At 51.5% G+C, this 16,006-nt stretch carries 10 protein-coding genes and 7 pseudogenes; 9 read left to right on the forward strand and 8 right to left on the reverse strand.

All coding sequences use genetic code 11. The annotated features are described in order from the left end of the window. Positions 1 to 27: 27 nt before the first annotated feature. Complete coding sequence (locus QJT81_12620) at positions 28 to 1,071, reverse strand: transposase (protein ID WGZ92704.1); 1,044 nt, start codon at positions 1,069 to 1,071, stop codon at positions 28 to 30. A gap of 410 nt (positions 1,072 to 1,481) precedes the next feature. Here QJT81_12620 and QJT81_12625 point away from each other — a divergent pair, with 410 nt between their 5' ends. The 3 genes and pseudogenes from QJT81_12625 (at position 1,482) to QJT81_12635 (ending at position 3,762) form a co-directional block, all read left to right on the forward strand. Next, on the forward strand, positions 1,482 to 1,772 hold the full coding sequence (locus QJT81_12625) for an IS66 family insertion sequence element accessory protein TnpB (GenBank protein ID WGZ92705.1): 291 nt from the start codon (positions 1,482 to 1,484) through the stop codon (positions 1,770 to 1,772). Beyond that, entirely contained in the window at positions 1,772 to 2,146 is a 375-nt protein-coding gene (tnpB, locus tag QJT81_12630) for an IS66 family insertion sequence element accessory protein TnpB (GenBank protein ID WGZ92706.1), read from the forward strand. The genes QJT81_12625 and tnpB overlap by 1 nt, the downstream gene beginning before the upstream one ends. Positions 2,147 to 2,223: 77 nt before the next feature. Further along, a pseudogene (locus QJT81_12635) lies at positions 2,224 to 3,762 on the forward strand (IS66 family transposase). 422 nt (positions 3,763 to 4,184) lie between these two features. On the opposite strand, the pseudogene QJT81_12640 reads toward QJT81_12635, so the two are convergent. Then, positions 4,185 to 5,226: pseudogene (locus QJT81_12640) on the reverse strand (IS630 family transposase). A 384-nt stretch (positions 5,227 to 5,610) separates the two neighbouring features. Between QJT81_12640 and QJT81_12645 the strand changes: the two are divergent. Both QJT81_12645 and QJT81_12650 read left to right on the forward strand, forming a co-directional pair. Further along, on the forward strand, positions 5,611 to 5,919 hold the full coding sequence (locus QJT81_12645) for a type II toxin-antitoxin system RelE/ParE family toxin (GenBank protein WGZ92707.1): 309 nt from the start codon (positions 5,611 to 5,613) through the stop codon (positions 5,917 to 5,919). Next, entirely contained in the window at positions 5,916 to 6,197 is a 282-nt protein-coding gene (locus QJT81_12650) for a putative addiction module antidote protein (protein WGZ92708.1), read from the forward strand. Before QJT81_12645 ends, QJT81_12650 begins: the two co-directional genes overlap by 4 nt. A gap of 31 nt (positions 6,198 to 6,228) precedes the next feature. Here the strand turns inward: QJT81_12650 and QJT81_12655 are convergent, their stop codons facing one another. Then, positions 6,229 to 6,813 carry an IS1595 family transposase gene (locus tag QJT81_12655; protein ID WGZ92709.1) on the reverse strand — a complete coding sequence of 195 codons (585 nt, stop codon included), beginning with the start codon at positions 6,811 to 6,813 and terminating at the stop codon, positions 6,229 to 6,231. Positions 6,814 to 6,951: 138 nt separating this feature from the next. On the opposite strand from QJT81_12655, the pseudogene QJT81_12660 reads away from it, so the two are divergent. Next, positions 6,952 to 8,276 (forward strand): annotated as a pseudogene (locus tag QJT81_12660) (UPF0236 family protein). Here QJT81_12660 and QJT81_12665 read toward each other — a convergent pair. The 5 genes and pseudogenes from QJT81_12665 to QJT81_12685 form a co-directional block, all read right to left on the reverse strand. Further along, a complete protein-coding gene (locus QJT81_12665; GenBank protein ID WGZ92710.1) occupies positions 8,218 to 8,598 on the reverse strand; it encodes a transposase in 381 nt (126 codons plus the stop codon). The pseudogene QJT81_12660 and the gene QJT81_12665 sit on opposite strands and share 59 nt — an antisense overlap. A 137-nt stretch (positions 8,599 to 8,735) precedes the next feature. After that, positions 8,736 to 9,777: pseudogene (locus QJT81_12670) on the reverse strand (IS630 family transposase). Between the two features lie 106 nt (positions 9,778 to 9,883). Beyond that, positions 9,884 to 11,023, reverse strand: a complete 1,140-nt coding sequence (locus tag QJT81_12675; protein WGZ92711.1) for an IS66 family transposase — start codon at positions 11,021 to 11,023, stop codon at positions 9,884 to 9,886. A gap of 56 nt (positions 11,024 to 11,079) precedes the next feature. Continuing rightward, positions 11,080 to 12,128 (reverse strand): annotated as a pseudogene (locus QJT81_12680) (IS630 family transposase). Positions 12,129 to 12,188: 60 nt separating this feature from the next. Continuing rightward, positions 12,189 to 12,533: a DUF6444 domain-containing protein gene (locus QJT81_12685; GenBank protein ID WGZ92712.1), complete on the reverse strand. Its 345-nt coding sequence runs from the start codon at positions 12,531 to 12,533 to the stop codon at positions 12,189 to 12,191. Positions 12,534 to 12,998: 465 nt separating this feature from the next. On the opposite strand from QJT81_12685, the pseudogene QJT81_12690 reads away from it, so the two are divergent. From QJT81_12690 to QJT81_12700, 3 genes and pseudogenes are all read left to right on the forward strand, one after another. Beyond that, a pseudogene (locus QJT81_12690) lies at positions 12,999 to 13,178 on the forward strand (DUF6444 domain-containing protein). 66 nt (positions 13,179 to 13,244) lie between these two features. Continuing rightward, positions 13,245 to 14,569: pseudogene (locus QJT81_12695) on the forward strand (UPF0236 family protein). A gap of 126 nt (positions 14,570 to 14,695) precedes the next feature. Beyond that, complete coding sequence (locus tag QJT81_12700) at positions 14,696 to 15,841, forward strand: IS66 family transposase (GenBank protein ID WGZ96482.1); 1,146 nt, start codon at positions 14,696 to 14,698, stop codon at positions 15,839 to 15,841. The last annotated feature ends 165 nt before the right edge of the window (positions 15,842 to 16,006 follow it).

Here is a 16,006-nt window from a genome sequence, read left to right on the forward strand (position 1 = left end):
AACATCATGCTTGGTTTTGGGGGAATGTCACGACTGTTGAGTTTTCAGGGCATCAAACAAGGTTTCAATCCGGGTGCGTCGGCAGTACAGGGTGAGGATGGTTTCCGCGTCCAGCACCAAATCCGAACACATCAGCAGGATGGGGCCACGGGAAGTGACTGCCCAGACAAATTGCAGCGGCTGCCCTAACGGTTTCCACCACAGGGTATGGGACATCAGGCGTACCGACTCCTCCTTGCCATAAATGCACAGGGTCACTTCACGGAAAAAATCAGCATGGTCAAAGGCTTCCCACAACACCAGCTTCATCCCGTACTGGCGTTGCCGCCCACGCCTTCCCGGCGGTTTGGGTGGCGCAGGGAAGTAGGCCACATAGTTCTTTTTAGCGCGGGTGATGACCTGCACCAGTGGTTGTTGTAACGCCACCGACCAAACCGAGCGTGCCAGCCGGAACACCGAAGCCGTGGCAAAGAACGCATCCAGCACCAGCCACACCGGGCGGTCATTCACCTGCGCAAACGACAACGCCATCTGCACCACCCGTGTCCCCAGTTTGAGTGTCGGGTCGTTAGCATCCTCTTCCCCCAAATGCCGAAACCCCTGATGGATTTGCAAACTCAGCGGCAGGCAGAAACAGGCGGACAGGCTCCCCACCAACAACCCCACGGCTCCCCAACACTGCCCCCGGAAATAGTCCGGTTTGCTTTGGGTTTCCGAGGTTTCCCGCAAGGAAACGACCCCCGGCATCCGCCCACCATCCTTAACCACATGGGTATGGTCGCCCAGCACCACCAAACGCCCCGCCACCTCAACCAGCGGCGCATGGGACAACACCCACCGCTGCCAGCTCGCCCGTAACCGCTCAGGATGGTAAGACCCGGCACGAAAAAAATGGAGCAACCGATGGTAGCCCCGTTCATCCGATAACCAGTAACGGCACATCGACGTGACCCCGCTCATCTCGGTCGCCGCTAAAAAGCTCAGGATGATGGCGCAAAACAATAGCCATGCTCGCTGGCGCGAAAATTCACTTTTAAAGTGGTGAAGGCTCTGGTATAGATCAACTAGCATGATGTCCCTTGGATAATAGGTCGCTGGTAACGCCTACTCTAAGGGATTTCGTGCTGCTTGGGGGAATGGGGAGAACTTATGACTGTTGAGTGGAAATTGATGAGCTTAAAAATACTACTCAAGAATAATTGAAAAAGTATTGACAGATATTGTGTGTAACACAATAGGTAACGCTCTGTATTGCCCTCTGTTGCGTTTAAAGCAACGAGGGTATCTTAGGGTAGCTTGTATAGGAAAAAATGGCTTAGAAGCCAGTATAAGAAGAATTAGAGCTGTTGGGGAAATTATGAGCTTAAGGCTATCAGTAGATAAATTTTGTAAAAGCGTAAGCGACCATTTCAGCACGTCTAGCCCTCGCGATTTCCACGTCCTAAACTGGTTTCCAACCTGAACAACCGAAGGAAACCTCAATGAAACGCCCTCACCGCCGCGCCAGCGAATGGCAAACCCTCATTAGCCAATGGCAAGCCAGCGGCTTATCCGCCCCGGCATTTTGTGAACAGCACAGTATCGGTTACGCCAGTTTTTGCCAATGGCGGCAGCGTCTACGCTCCGCAGATGGCGTGGAGGAACCAGCCGTTCCCGCCAATACCTTCATCGACTTGGGAGCATTATCGGCGGGTCATGCCGCGCTGGGGCAAGGCTGGCACATTGTGCTGAGTTTGGGGAATGGTGTTGAACTACGCCTGAGCCAACGCTGATGTTTGCCCCCGCAGCCACCGCCCGCATCTGGCTATGCACCCAAGCCACCGACATGCGCAAAAGCTTTACGGGGCTGACCGCTTTGGTGAAAAACCAGTTAGGGCAAAATCCCCTGAGTGGGCATTATTTCGTGTTTGTGAACCTACGTAAAACCCAGATGAAGATCCTCTATTTTGAACCCAGCGGCTATTGCTTATGGAGCCAACGCCTGGAGCAGGGCCAATACCGGGTGCAGCCGACAACCAGCGGGCAGCGCGAACTGACCCGGACGGATTTGCAGTTGATTTTGGCGGGCATTGAGGTGCAAAAATCCAGACAATTCAAGCGTTACCAGTATCCTGTGCAGCCACATTCTGGTACAATAAGCCCATGATTTTAAAGCCATCCACCCCGTCTGACACCAGCGTTCCCATGCCGCCGATTGTGGCGGAAATGCTGGCGTTGCGTGAGGAAAATGCTGCCCTGAAACAGGATATAGCTGAATTGAAACGCCAATTGGCGTGGTTCAGGCAACATGTCTTTGGCAGCAAATCGGAAAAGCGTCCGGTTGAGATACCGGTGGCGCAGTTGCCGTTGTTTGCCCCCGCCGCCGCCCCGGTTGCCGCACCCGAGGGTGAAAGCATTACCGTCACCTACCAACGCGGTAAAGCCCCCAAGCTGCGCCCGGATGACTGCGTGAATGACAGCGGGTTACGCTTTACCGCCGATGTCCCGGTCAAGGTGATTCACCTCACCCCGCCGGAACTTCAGGGGGAAGAGGCTGACCAGTATGAGGTGATCGGCACCCAGGTGACCCATCGGGTGGCGCAACGCCCTGCCAGCTACCTCATCCTGCAATACGAGCGCCCGGTCATCAAACGTAAGGGCAGTGCTTCGGCTTCGCTCAGCAACCCACCACTTCCCAGCCCTGCACCCGCCAACGTGCTGGAACGTAGTGTCACCGATGTCAGCTTTTTGGTGGGGATGTTGGTGGACAAGTTCCAGTACCACCTGCCGTTGTACCGCCAGCACCAACGCCTGACCCAAGCGGGGATCACCCTCAGCCGCACGACGCTGACCAATGCGGTGAAACGTGCCATCGACCTGCTCAAACCCATTGCCGAAGCGCAACTCGCCAGTGTACTGCAAAGCAAGCTGCTGGCGATGGACGAAACCCCCATCAAAGCCAGCCCCGCAGGCAACGGCAAGATGAAGCAAGGCTACTTCTGGCCGCTGTACGGGGATCAGGACGAAATCGTCTTCACCTTCTCCGCCAGCCGTGGGCGGCAACACATTGAAAAGACTCTTCGCCAACAGTTCAGCGGCACACTGCTCAGCGACGGTTACCGTGCTTATGCCAGTTACGTCAACGCCAATGACAAGATTACCCATGCCCAATGCTGGGTACACAGCCGTCGCACCTTCATTGCCGCCGAAACCGCTGAACCACAAGCAGTACGCCAAGCCCTTGACACTATCGCGGCACTCTATCAGCACGAAGCCCAGATTAACGAGAAAAAACTCGACGGGGAAGCCAAACGTACCTACCGCCTCACCCACAGCAAGCCGTTGGTCGACCAGTTCTTTGAATGGTGCCAAACCCAATTACAACGTACCGATTTAATCCCCTCCAACCCGCTGACCAAAGCCCTTGGTTATGTCATCCGCCGCGAACACGAACTGCGCGTGTTTCTGGAAGATCCCGACGTGCCAATGGATACCAACCACATCGAACGCGCCCTGCGGCCCATCCCCATGGGCAGGAAAAACTGGTTGTTCTGCTGGACAGAACTCGGCGCGGAACACGTGGGCATCATCCAAAGCCTGATCACCACCTGCCGCCTGCATGACATTAACCCGTATGTCTATCTGATGGATGTTCTGTTGCGCGTTAGTGAGCATCCCGCTTCTCAGGTGCAAGACCTTACGCCAAGATGTTGGAAACAACGGTTTGCGGATAAGCCATTGCGCTCGGATTTGTTTGCGGATATCAACGACGGGCTAGAATGACCGTTTACGTAAAAGCTGCATTTATGATCCAGCTAACGCTGGTGCTGGTACATGGAGACAACAAGTAGAAGATTGTACCGTTACCAAATGTGAACTTTGGGTACATAGACCCAAAACGATTGAGACGAGAATACAAACGTCAAAGATAAGAACAGAATTACGCACGATAAGGGCATTAAATGGCGATAACCTGCACCAACCTATCCTACCCTACATGGTCTAGTGGAAAATGGCTTAGAACGCCATATAAGCGTAATTTGGGTATATACGTTATCTGGATAAAAGCAGATGATTGAATCAAGAGGATGTTGTTCACATCCTACCTATGTCCTTAACCGGACTGGGTTTGTCATAGCTCCTATTGCCTCGTGCTGAAGCACTCGGTTACACGCTGCAAGTATTGGTTGCTTTGGTTATATACTTCAACCGCCCATAATTGCAGATTCCTCAAAGGTCTGAAAGTTGAGAGTCAGCAAGGAGTCCAAGGCTTTTTTATGCGTAGTGTGGGTTTGTGCCAAACAGGCATCAATGGCCTGCGCAAACGCGGTAAAGTTTTCATGGTAACGTGAATACAGGCATTCCTTCTTCACAAACTTCCAGAGGCGCTCAATCAGGTTCAGGTTGGGGGAATAAGCGGGTAGGAACAACAGTTCGATCCCGAGTGTTTGGGCGAATGTTTGTACCAGGCTACAGCGCTGGTAACGGGCATTGTCCATCACCAAGGTCACCGGGACATCCAGGGCCAATGCCTTGATTTGCCGAAGCAACTGACAAACACTTTGGGAGTTGATGTAACTGTCATTGGTCACGGTGACCAGTTCATGGGTGACTGCATTCAACGCACCGAGGACATTGTAGCGCTGGCGTCCGGCAGGGGCGCGGATGAACAGCCGGGTGAAACACCACAGGAACCCCAGAAACGTGGCCAGGACAAAATGGGCGGCGTCGACAAAGAAAACGGCGCGTTTTCCGGCCTTGGCCTCCTCAAGACGCGGCTCCAGCTCTTTTTTTAAAAGTCTCCTGGGCAGCAGGGTCGGCTTTCGCCGGTATCATCCCCACCTTCCTGACGGACAAACCCAAGTCATGCAGGAATAGCCGCACGGCTTCCCGCTTGAGTTCAAGGCCGGTTAAGCGCTGTATATCAGCGATCGCCTGACTGATCCGGGTCGGTGGATGCTTCTCAAAATGTTTCTTCAGGGGCTCACGGAAAGGTTCCAACCGGCGGGTTGGGCGACGGAAATCCAGTTGTTCCAAGGCAGCGATCCCACCTTGTTGGTAACGTTTCAAATAACGGGTGACCGTCGTTGAACTCACCTGTGCCAGCCGTTCAATGTCCCCATGCGCCATTCCCTGGCTTTTTAGCCACAACACTTCCATCCGTTGGCGGACGCGAGGGTGGGCATGGCGGTAACGCCCCTCATTCAAGGCGGTTTGATCGGATTCGCTGAAGTCTATCTGGATCATGGAAAGGACGACCGGTTGCCAATAACAGCCGTACTTTGCTTGAGGGCTTCTCATTATTCAACAGCTATTCACGGGCAAAGTATAAAAACCGAAAAATGAGAGCTTTATCTTTCATCTGCCGCGCTAATACGCGGGTAAACAGCGTGCCAAACCCAAAAAAGAGAAGAATGGAATGGTGCGCCGCGCTGATGCGCGGGTAACTTCAGTGCCAGCCCCATTCTTTGTTTCCCAACGTGTGTCGTGCGCTGATGCGGGTCAATAGTGTGCCAGCTTCAAAGTCTGGTTTTAATGCATTGGTGCGCCACACTGATGTGCGGGAAAGATGGATACCAGCACAATTTTAAAGTTCTTTACATCCGTATCCATTCAGATACAATCGTCCCTATGAACATCATCCTCAAATCAGACAAGTTTGACGATTGGTTATCCAATCTGAGGGACAAGAAGGCAAAAGCCAAAATTGCTTTACGGCTTGGACGCGCCGAACAAGGCAATTTCGGTGATTGTGAGCCTGTTGGGGAGGGCGTGTCTGAGATGCGCATTCATTACGGCCCCGGCTATCGCCTTTATTTTACCCGACATGGTGAGGTCGTTTATTTGCTGTTGTTGGGTGGCGATAAATCGACCCAACAACGGGACATAGCCAAGGCTATTGAGATGGCTAATAATCTGCCCAAGGACTCGACACCATGACAAAATTTACCCCATTTGATGCGGCTGATTATCTTGATGATGAAGATACTGTTGCCGCTTATTTATCTGAAGCCCTAGAAGATCCAGACCCAGATACATTTTTGATGGCGGTCAGGACTGTCGCCCGTGCGCGTGGCATGGCACAACTGGCAAAAGATTCAGGGCTTGGGCGTGAGAGCCTTTATAAAGCCCTAACCCCAGGCGCAAAACCCCGTTATGACACAATGATGAGGGTTGTCCGTGCGCTTGGGGTCAAGTTACATGCTGAAGCTGCCTAAAAATCAATGGCTCAATATGCGTTTCAGGGTCTTATCCCAGCAGCAGCGAAAGCAAGGAATGCAGTGCAGTTTTTCCCCGCTTTCTGATGTTGTGTAAAGACTCAAAGAACGCAAGGTAATACGGCAGTTTCTCTTGTGAGATACCCCGATGTGGGCGTAACCATGAGCGCAACAGTGACCAAAAACCTTCCATCGTGTTGACGTGAACCTCATGGAAACCGCCACCATCCTCGTCACGGGCATATTCACCTGAACCATGATTGACAGTTTTGTGGGCATAACCCCAAGCTTCCAACCGGCTGTAAATGTTGTACTCATCGGTGTACACCAGCGTACCTGCTGCCACCGTTTCCACAATCAACGGCTTGATCGTCGCCTGTTTCACATTCGCCAGCATACGGATCACCACCTCCCCGGAACGCTGGATCATGCCGAAGATGGGGGGGTTGTCTTTCTCCAGTGTCCCACGCCCCGGTGCACCTTTCAGGGCGCGGCGGCGACCTTCACGCCCGGCATCCGCGACGGCTTCGGGATTTCCCTTGTGTCCAGCCTTGACGTAGAGTTCATCAAACTCAACATTCCCAGACAGGTTTACTGGCGTTTTTTTTCTCGACACCGCGCCGTAACTGTTCCGTCATCGCCTGAACATCATCCTTGTTCAACCCCAATTCGCGAGCAATTGGGTGTGAACAAAAGTGCGGTGTCCTGTAGACTAAGATGGCATCCCCTAAAACCAGAGAAAAAGGACTTTCCCATGTTGACAGTTAGCTCCCGCGACCAAAAACTTTTAGAAGCCTTGAACCGCAACCCAGCATTAAAAGCTCGGATGGAAGGGCTAATCGAGGTGGTTGAAAATGCCGGTGATGACATTATCAAAGCAGCAGACGCCGAACAGCGGGTGATAGAAGAACTGCGCCAAATGGGAAATGATGCGATCACTGCATGGGCAAACAAACGTGTAGAAAAATGCACAGCCCCAGCCTGTGAAGAAGGCATTGGGAAGTATGTAAAGAGTGGAAAAAAAACTGTCATTGGCACACGACCTACGGAAAAATCCACATAAGCGAACCGGTCTACCGGATTCCCGGCAAGCGTGTCCGCCCCTTTAGCCAGAGTGCCGAGGTTGTTTGCCGAGGCTGTTCGCTCCCGCTGCAACGGGCGGTGACGGACTTTGGGGCGGACTGTTCATTTGCTCAAGTGCCTGATAAATTAGAAGAACATTACGGGATACGGCTGGCATCCAGCAGCATCCGACACATCACCGAAGGTCACGCCAAACGCATCCATGAATCCCAAGTGTTGATAAAAGACTATCCAAGCACGTTGGGAAAAGCCTATGTCATTGCCGAAATGGACGGCAGCATGATCCCCATCGTCGAGATTGACGAAACAGCCCCCGACAAGCGCAAAGGCAAAAAGGAAAGCTGGAAAGAAGCCCGCCTGTGTCTTGCCCACGCCAAAGGCAGTGCTACGCCAACGTTTGGCGCAATATTCGGTGGCACGGTAGAAGATGCTGGAAAAATCTTATTCGACACCGCCTGCCGTGCTGGATTTGGAAAAAGCACGTTCCTCCATGCGGTGGGTGATGGGGCAAGCTGGATCAACCGTCAAGTGGATGAACAATTTGGCACACAAGGACATTACCTGATTGATTTTTATCATGTTTGTGAATACCTATCAGCAGCATCCGCAAGCTGTTCATGCCTCAAGGACAAGGATAAATGGTTTGCCAAACAGAAAAAAGCCCTACAGGATGGTCAAGCTCAAGCGGTCATCGACACACTGAAACCTTTCCTCGAAGCAGAAACGGTAGAAGACAGTAACGCCCCAGTACGAGCTTGTCACCGTTACCTGAGCAACCGCATTGAGCAACTGGATTACCCGACAGCAAAATCCCTCGGATTGCCCGTGGGGTCGGGCGAAATAGAAAGTGCACACCGTTACATCATCCAGCAACGCTTAAAAAAATCGGGGGCATGGTGGAAAAGTGATAATGCGGCGGATATGTTGGCGTTGAGGGTCATGCGGGGAAACCAGCAATGGAAGCATTATTGGCGAAACACCGCTGAGGCGGCATGAGGTTTACCGCACTTTTGTTCACACCCCGAGCAATTTGCTGGTTGGACAAGTTCAACGACATTAGGTACAGGCACAACACCCACACTTTTAGCGGCTGATGGTGACCTTCAAACACCGTTCCCGTCAGGTCATCAAAACGCTTTTGGCAATCCTTACATTGGTAACGTTGGCGTTCCTGCTGGGTGTCATCCTTGCCTCGACGGATAGTGTCCTGTGAACCGCAGTGCGGACAAATCACCCCATTAGGCCAACGCACGGAACGGACTTGCTCGAAACAAGCGGCATCACTGGTCAGGCTGGAAATACTGATGAGCGAGGTCATAAAGCCTCTCCTTGGCTATCGAAAATGACTAACTTTACCGCTATCCATCACGTTTGCAATGCCGGGGAAAACAAGACCCTGAAACACATATTGAGCCATATTTTTTAAGTTCATATCATGCTCTCTAATTGTATACTTCAACCGCCCATAATTGCAGATTCCTCAAAGGTCTGAAAGTTGAGAGTCAGCAAGGAGTCCAAGGCTTTTTTATGCGTAGTGTGGGTTTGTGCCAAACAGGCATCAATGGCCTGCGCAAACGCGGTAAAGTTTTCATGGTAACGTGAATACAGGCATTCCTTCTTCACAAACTTCCAGAGGCGCTCAATCAGGTTCAGGTTGGGGGAATAAGCGGGTAGGAACAACAGTTCGATCCCGAGTGTTTGGGCGAATGTTTGTACCAGGCTACAGCGCTGGTAACGGGCATTGTCCATCACCAAGGTCACCGGGACATCCAGGGCCAATGCCTTGATTTGCCGAAGCAACTGACAAACACTTTGGGAGTTGATGTAACTGTCATTGGTCACGGTGACCAGTTCATGGGTGACTGCATTCAACGCACCGAGGACATTGTAGCGCTGGCGTCCGGCAGGGGCGCGGATGAACAGCCGGGTGAAACACCACAGGAACCCCAGAAACGGGGCAAGGACAAAATGGGCGGCGTCGACAAAGAAAACGGCGCGTTTTCCGGCCTTGGCCTCCTCAAGACGCGGCTCCAGCTCTTTTTTTAAAAGTCTCCTGGGCAGCAGGGTCGGCTTTCGCCGGTATCATCCCCACCTTCCTGACGGACAAACCCAAGTCATGCAGGAATAGCCGCACGGCTTCCCGCTTGAGTTCAAGGCCGGTTAAGCGCTGTATATCAGCGATCGCCTGACTGATCCGGGTCGGTGGATGCTTCTCAAAATGTTTCTTCAGGGGCTCACGGAAAGGTTCCAACCGGCGGGTTGGGCGACGGAAATCCAGTTGTTCCAAGGCAGCGATCCCACCTTGTTGGTAACGTTTCAAATAACGGGTGACCGTCGTTGAACTCACCTGTGCCAGCCGTTCAATGTCCCCATGCGCCATTCCCTGGCTTTTTAGCCACAACACTTCCATCCGTTGGCGGACGCGAGGGTGGGCATGGCGGTAACGCCCCTCATTCAAGGCGGTTTGATCGGATTCGCTGAAGTCTATCTGGATCATGGAAAGGACGACCGGTTGCCAATAACAGCCGTACTTTGCTTGAGGGCTTCTCATTATTCAACAGCTATTCACGGGCAAAGTATAACTGTTCACGGAACAGCTCCCCTTAAGCGGCAAGAAATCCAGTAACCGGATTCAGTACTTGCGGTGGAGGAATCGGCAAACGCACCGTCACTGGTTTTTTGGTCAGTGCCTGCTGGCACGCTTGGCGGATAATTCGGTAAGCGCTGACACCTAGGCGTTTGCAGGTTTCCACAATAGTCAGTATCAACGGGCGGAATTGGTCGCCCCGGAAAGATTGGCTGAAAAAACTGGTCTTACGCCAGATGACATAGGGGCGGATGGCACGTTCGGCGGCATTATTGGTCAGAGGAACACCGGGATGACGCAGAAATGTCCATAACATAAGCTCATCATCCAGTAAACGTTGGCACTGGTTAGCGGTTTTAGTGGGCTTATCAGGATGTTGTGCTTGCCGTAAGCCGCTACCTGCTACCAATGTCTGCCGAAAGGCTTCGCGGAGTTTATCCATGCGTTGCCGGTAGAGTCTGTCAGCGTAAGCGCCTGCGAGCCTGCGGTTATGCAAGTGGACAATCAGGCGTGCCAGACGCAGTAAACGTTTCCCTAAGATGCCTGCACGCCCGTAACGTTGTGCCATTTTTTTGAACTTGCGGATGATATGCGCCCAGCACAGTTGCCGCCGTTCAGTGGGGTGGTGGTTATAGCCGCCGTGCTGGTCGGTTACGAGTATGCCATCGAATGCACCCAACAATTCATCCGCTGCGCCTTTGCCGCGTGAGTAATGCGTCATGAAATACACCACTTGCGGCGAACACATCACCCACAACCATTCACGTTCGCGCCCACGGTAGTGACTGGTTTCGTCCGCGTTTACCACCGGGCTGCTACGCACCGCTTCACCTGCCTGCGCATATAAAGGCGCTAACCAACCGCTGACGGGTGCAGTCGCTTCACTGATCGCACCGCTACTGAAGGATAACTGCCATTGTTCTTCCAGCAGTAACTGGATTTGCCGCGTGGATAGGCGGCAAGCCCCATTCATCAGGGTAATCCAACTGATCAATCCTGCTCCCATCTGCCCACTGGGGACGTTTTCGGGCAACTCAGCTACCTGACGTTTCCCGCAGCAAGTACACGTACCCGCATACAGGCGGTGTTCCGTTACATGGTAAGCGACTTCCGGCAGGTCAAACACCTGATGACGCTGGCTCGGTGTGGTTTCCATCGCCAGATGCCCTCCACAACGGCAACAGCTTTCAGGATAATAGTGCTGGATATACCTTACAGCGTCAAGACCTGAACATTTTTAAAGGTTTGAAAATTTGTTGTCATCAACTGGGTCAGTTCTTTCTTGTGATCGGTATCCAGCTTGTCGAGACAGTTGGTGATGGCCGCCTTGAAAGCGGGAAACTTATCATAGTATTTCGAGTACAAGCATTTTTTCTTGACGAACTTCCACAACCGTTCAATCAGATTGAGGTTGGGTGAATAGGTCGGTAAAAATAATAGTTCAATATTGAGCCTTTTCGCACAGGCAAACACGGCTTCACAGCGTTGATACTTGGCATTATCCAAGACCAAAGTGATCGGTATTTTGAGTGCTAACGCTGCAATTTTTTCCAATAATTCACACACGCTGTTAGCGTTGATATAGGAGTCGTTAGTGATCGTGATGAGTTGTAGCGTTATCGCATTGAGTGCGCCCAATACGTTGTAGCGTTGTCGACCACAGGGGGCTTTGATGAATACGCGGGAAAATGACCACAAAAACCCCAGAAACGGTGCTAACACGAAGTGGGCGGCATCGACAAAAAAAGGGCGCGTTTGCCCTCCTTAGCCTCCTGAATGCGCGGTTTTAGTTCATTTTCCAGGAACTTTTCTTGTGCTTCCACATCAGCTTTGGCGGGTATCATCCCCACTTTATGGATGTCCATCCCTATTTTCTTCATAAAGACACGTACCCTGTCCTCACTGCGTTTGATGCCTGTCAGCTCCTCAATCTTAGCGGCTGCCGCCTTGCTGGTTGCGGGGGGATATTCACGAAAATAGGCTTCAATCTTGTCTTTATATGCCATCAAATCACTCTGTGGTTTATTGAATCGTATTTCTTTAAGAGCTTCTAAACCGTTAGGTTGTAGGTAGGCGTTTAGGTAGGCAAGCAGCGTGGCTTCTGTAATCCTTTCCAATCGTTTGATTTCCTTATGCGTCAACTGTTGGGATTTCAGGTACAGCACGGACATTTTCTTACGGACTCTGGGATGAGGATGGCGCTCCTTCCAGTAGAACAGCTCCGCTATCTCATCCTCAGTGAAAGTGATTTTTAATGTCATACATTACTCATGGCTGCTTTTGTTACCAGTCATCTAACCATATTTCCTTGATCAAAAAAACTATTTTATGGCACGGACTGGTATAGCATCCAGCCGCGATTCCTCCACTAAGGCACGTTCATGTTTGCTGTGCCCCGGCTGACCGCCGCGTTTTAGCGAGCTTTTGGGTTTGCGTTCGCGCTGGGCGCGTTGTTCGGGCGTGTCCCGTGAGGGTGGGTTAGAGGAGTTACTGGAGGAGTCATTCAGGCGTTCTTTTAGTTCTGTCAGTTCCGCTTCCAGTCGTTTGACCCGTGCTTGCAACGCAACCACCAACGTCAGCAGATCACGGTTAAGCTTCTGGGAGGCTGCCAAATCGGTGGGCAACGCAATGTCGGTAAAATCGGTGGTGATGGTCAGATCGTTCATTCATCAAGCATAGCTCAAGCTGGGGCAGTTGCAAGCTCGTGAACAGTTACCTAATTAGAGGGTTGAAAAGCCAACGTCACAGTTGTTGACGGGCGCGGCGGGGAGTAGATTGGGCAAAATCACGGGCTGTCACCGCGTCCGTCGTCGAACGCCTCGTTATCTGTATTATTCTTTGTATTCCCAAGGATTGAATAGTTCTGCTGTGCTTTGCTCCATGTCTGAGGTGTTTCTTGTGGCTACAACACAATTATAAGTTAATCCTGAGACAGCTATAAGCCCATCTAGGGTTGGCATTGTTCTTCCTGCTAGTTCCGCCAAACCTTGAATAGAACCCCAGTTAGTCACAACCTTTAAATCAATGGGGATAATCCGATTTTCAAACCGTTTTTTTAAGTCTTCTTCGACCCATATTTTTAATTTCTTCGTAACTACTCAGTCTCCTAAAAAATCAGCTACACTATCGGTATGAACCAGCTACCCCGCCCAACACGAGAAAGTCTCCAGCAGTTAAGCCACGCCGAATTGGTGGAGTTAGTGTTGACGCTGTTTGACCGTATTGATCAGTTGACCGCCCGCGTGAATGAGCTGGAAGCACAGCTCAACAAAAACAGTAAAAATTCACACAAGCCCCCGTCATCGGGTGTGAACAAAAGTGCGGTGTCCTGTAGACTAAGATGGCATCCCCTAAAACCAGAGAAAAAGGACTTTCCCATGTTGACAGTTAGCTCCCGCGACCAAAAACTTTTAGAAGCCTTGAACCGCAACCCAGCATTAAAAGCTCGGATGGAAGGGCTAATCGAGGTGGTTGAAAATGCCGGTGATGACATTATCAAAGCAGCAGACGCCGAACAGCGGGTGATAGAAGAACTGCGCCAAATGGGAAATGATGCGATCACTGCATGGGCAAACAAACGTGTAGAAAAATGCACAGCCCCAGCCTGTGAAGAAGGCATTGGGAAGTATGTAAAGAGTGGAAAAAAAACTGTCATTGGCACACGACCTACGGAAAAATCCACATAAGCGAACCGGTCTACCGGATTCCCGGCAAGCGTGTCCGCCCCTTTAGCCAGAGTGCCGAGGTTGTTTGCCGAGGCTGTTCGCTCCCGCTGCAACGGGCGGTGACGGACTTTGGGGCGGACTGTTCATTTGCTCAAGTGCCTGATAAATTAGAAGAACATTACGGGATACGGCTGGCATCCAGCAGCATCCGACACATCACCGAAGGTCACGCCAAACGCATCCATGAATCCCAAGTGTTGATAAAAGACTATCCAAGCACGTTGGGAAAAGCCTATGTCATTGCCGAAATGGACGGCAGCATGATCCCCATCGTCGAGATTGACGAAACAGCCCCCGACAAGCGCAAAGGCAAAAAGGAAAGCTGGAAAGAAGCCCGCCTGTGTCTTGCCCACGCCAAAGGCAGTGCTACGCCAACGTTTGGCGCAATATTCGGTGGCACGGTAGAAGATGCTGGAAAAATCTTATTCGACACCGCCTGCCGTGCTGGATTTGGAAAAAGCACGTTCCTCCATGCAGTGGGTGATGGGGCAAGCTGGATCAACCGTCAAGTGGATGAACAATTTGGCACACAAGGACATTACCTGATTGATTTTTATCATGTTTGTGAATACCTATCAGCAGCATCCGCAAGCTGTTCATGCCTCAAGGACAAGGATAAATGGTTTGCCAAACAGAAAAAAGCCCTACAGGATGGTCAAGCTCAAGCGGTCATCGACACACTGAAACCTTTCCTCGAAGCAGAAACGGTAGAAGACAGTAACGCCCCAGTACGAGCTTGTCACCGTTACCTGAGCAACCGCATTGAGCAACTGGATTACCCGACAGCAAAATCCCTCGGATTGCCCGTGGGGTCGGGCGAAATAGAAAGTGCACACCGTTACATCATCCAGCAACGCTTAAAAAAATCGGGGGCATGGTGGAAAAGTGATAATGCGGCGGATATGTTGGCGTTGAGGGTCATGCGGGGAAACCAGCAATGGAAGCATTATTGGCGAAACACCGCTGAGGCGGCATGAGGTTTACCGCACTTTTGTTCACACCCCCCGTCATCGGATGGACTGAAACGCCAACCCGCACAGCCGCGTCAGCTTGGACAACGCCCAAAAGGTGGTCAGCTAGGTCATAAAGGGCATAGCCTCGTGATGCACCCATCACCCGATCACGTGGAATATTACGGTGTTGCCGGGCATTGCGACTGTGGTTTGCCGCTAACCGAAGCCCTGATTGAGACAGGTGAATGTCGGCAACAGTGGGACATTCCCAAACCCCAAATCGTGGTCACGGAACACCGCCAACTGATTTGCACGTGTGGTTGTGGCAAGGTTCATAAAGGCGAATTCCCGGCAACACTCGCCCCTTACATCAGTTACGGCGCACGTTTAAAGGCCTATACGGTGGGTTTGGTACAAGGTCATTTCATTTCGCTGTCACGGGCAAGCGAGATTGTATTCGACCAATACGGTGTTAAGCCTTCCGATGGCAGTGTGCAGCACTGGATCGGTCAGGCGAGTGAAAACCTGACGGCCACTTATACAGCTATTCAGAACACCATTAGTAGCAGCGACGTGGCTCACTTTGATGAAAGCGGAATGCGGGCGCAAGGCAAAACCCAATGGTTGCATGTAGCCGCAACACCCGAAGCCGTTTACTACACTGCCCATGCACGGCGCGGATACGAGGCCATGACAGCGGCGGGAATCCTGCCGGTATTCCAAGGCGTTGCGGTTCATGACCATTGGAAACCGTATTTCCGCTTTGATCAGGTGGTACACAGCCTTTGTGGGGCGCATCTGCTGCGGGAGTTGAACTACTTTGATGAAACCCTCAAACATCAATGGCCTGCACAACTCAAACAGGTCTTGATTGATGCTAAGACCGCAGTGGCTGAAGCAAAAGACGCGCAACAAACGGCATTGTCGCTGGAGCAAATGACTGAACTCAAGCAACGTTATGACCAATGGGTGAATCACGGACTGTTGATTTTCCCTGAACAACCTAAAATCAACCCTAAACAAGGCAAAGCCAAACAAGACCCCGCCAGAAACTTGTTATGCCGTCTACGTGACTTCAAGGATTCGGTGTTGCAGTTCATTCAGCGGTTTGATGTACCGTTTGACAACAATCTGGCTGAACGAGCCGTTCGACCCGTCAAAGTTAAACTCAAGGTGGCGGGTGGATTCCGCGCAATGGGCGGTGCGGAGGCTTTTTGTGTTATCCGTTCCGTGTGGGAAACCGACAAGATTCAGGGGCGAAATCCGTTTGAGTCTCTCAGAGCGGTTTTTGGATAGACTGAGTAGTTACATTTCTTCTTTCTATTTTGATCTGAATCTTTTTGAATGCCTTTCTGTATTTCACCAAACGTCAATATGCTTAAAAATAAATCATCCTCATCTTGGGCTTGTAACCAAGAAATAACATTTTTATTTGGTTCTCTCTTTATTACCTCAGAGATA

It is taken from the genome of Candidatus Thiothrix putei (genome assembly GCA_029972225.1).
GTDB lineage: Bacteria > Pseudomonadota > Gammaproteobacteria > Thiotrichales > Thiotrichaceae > Thiothrix > Thiothrix putei.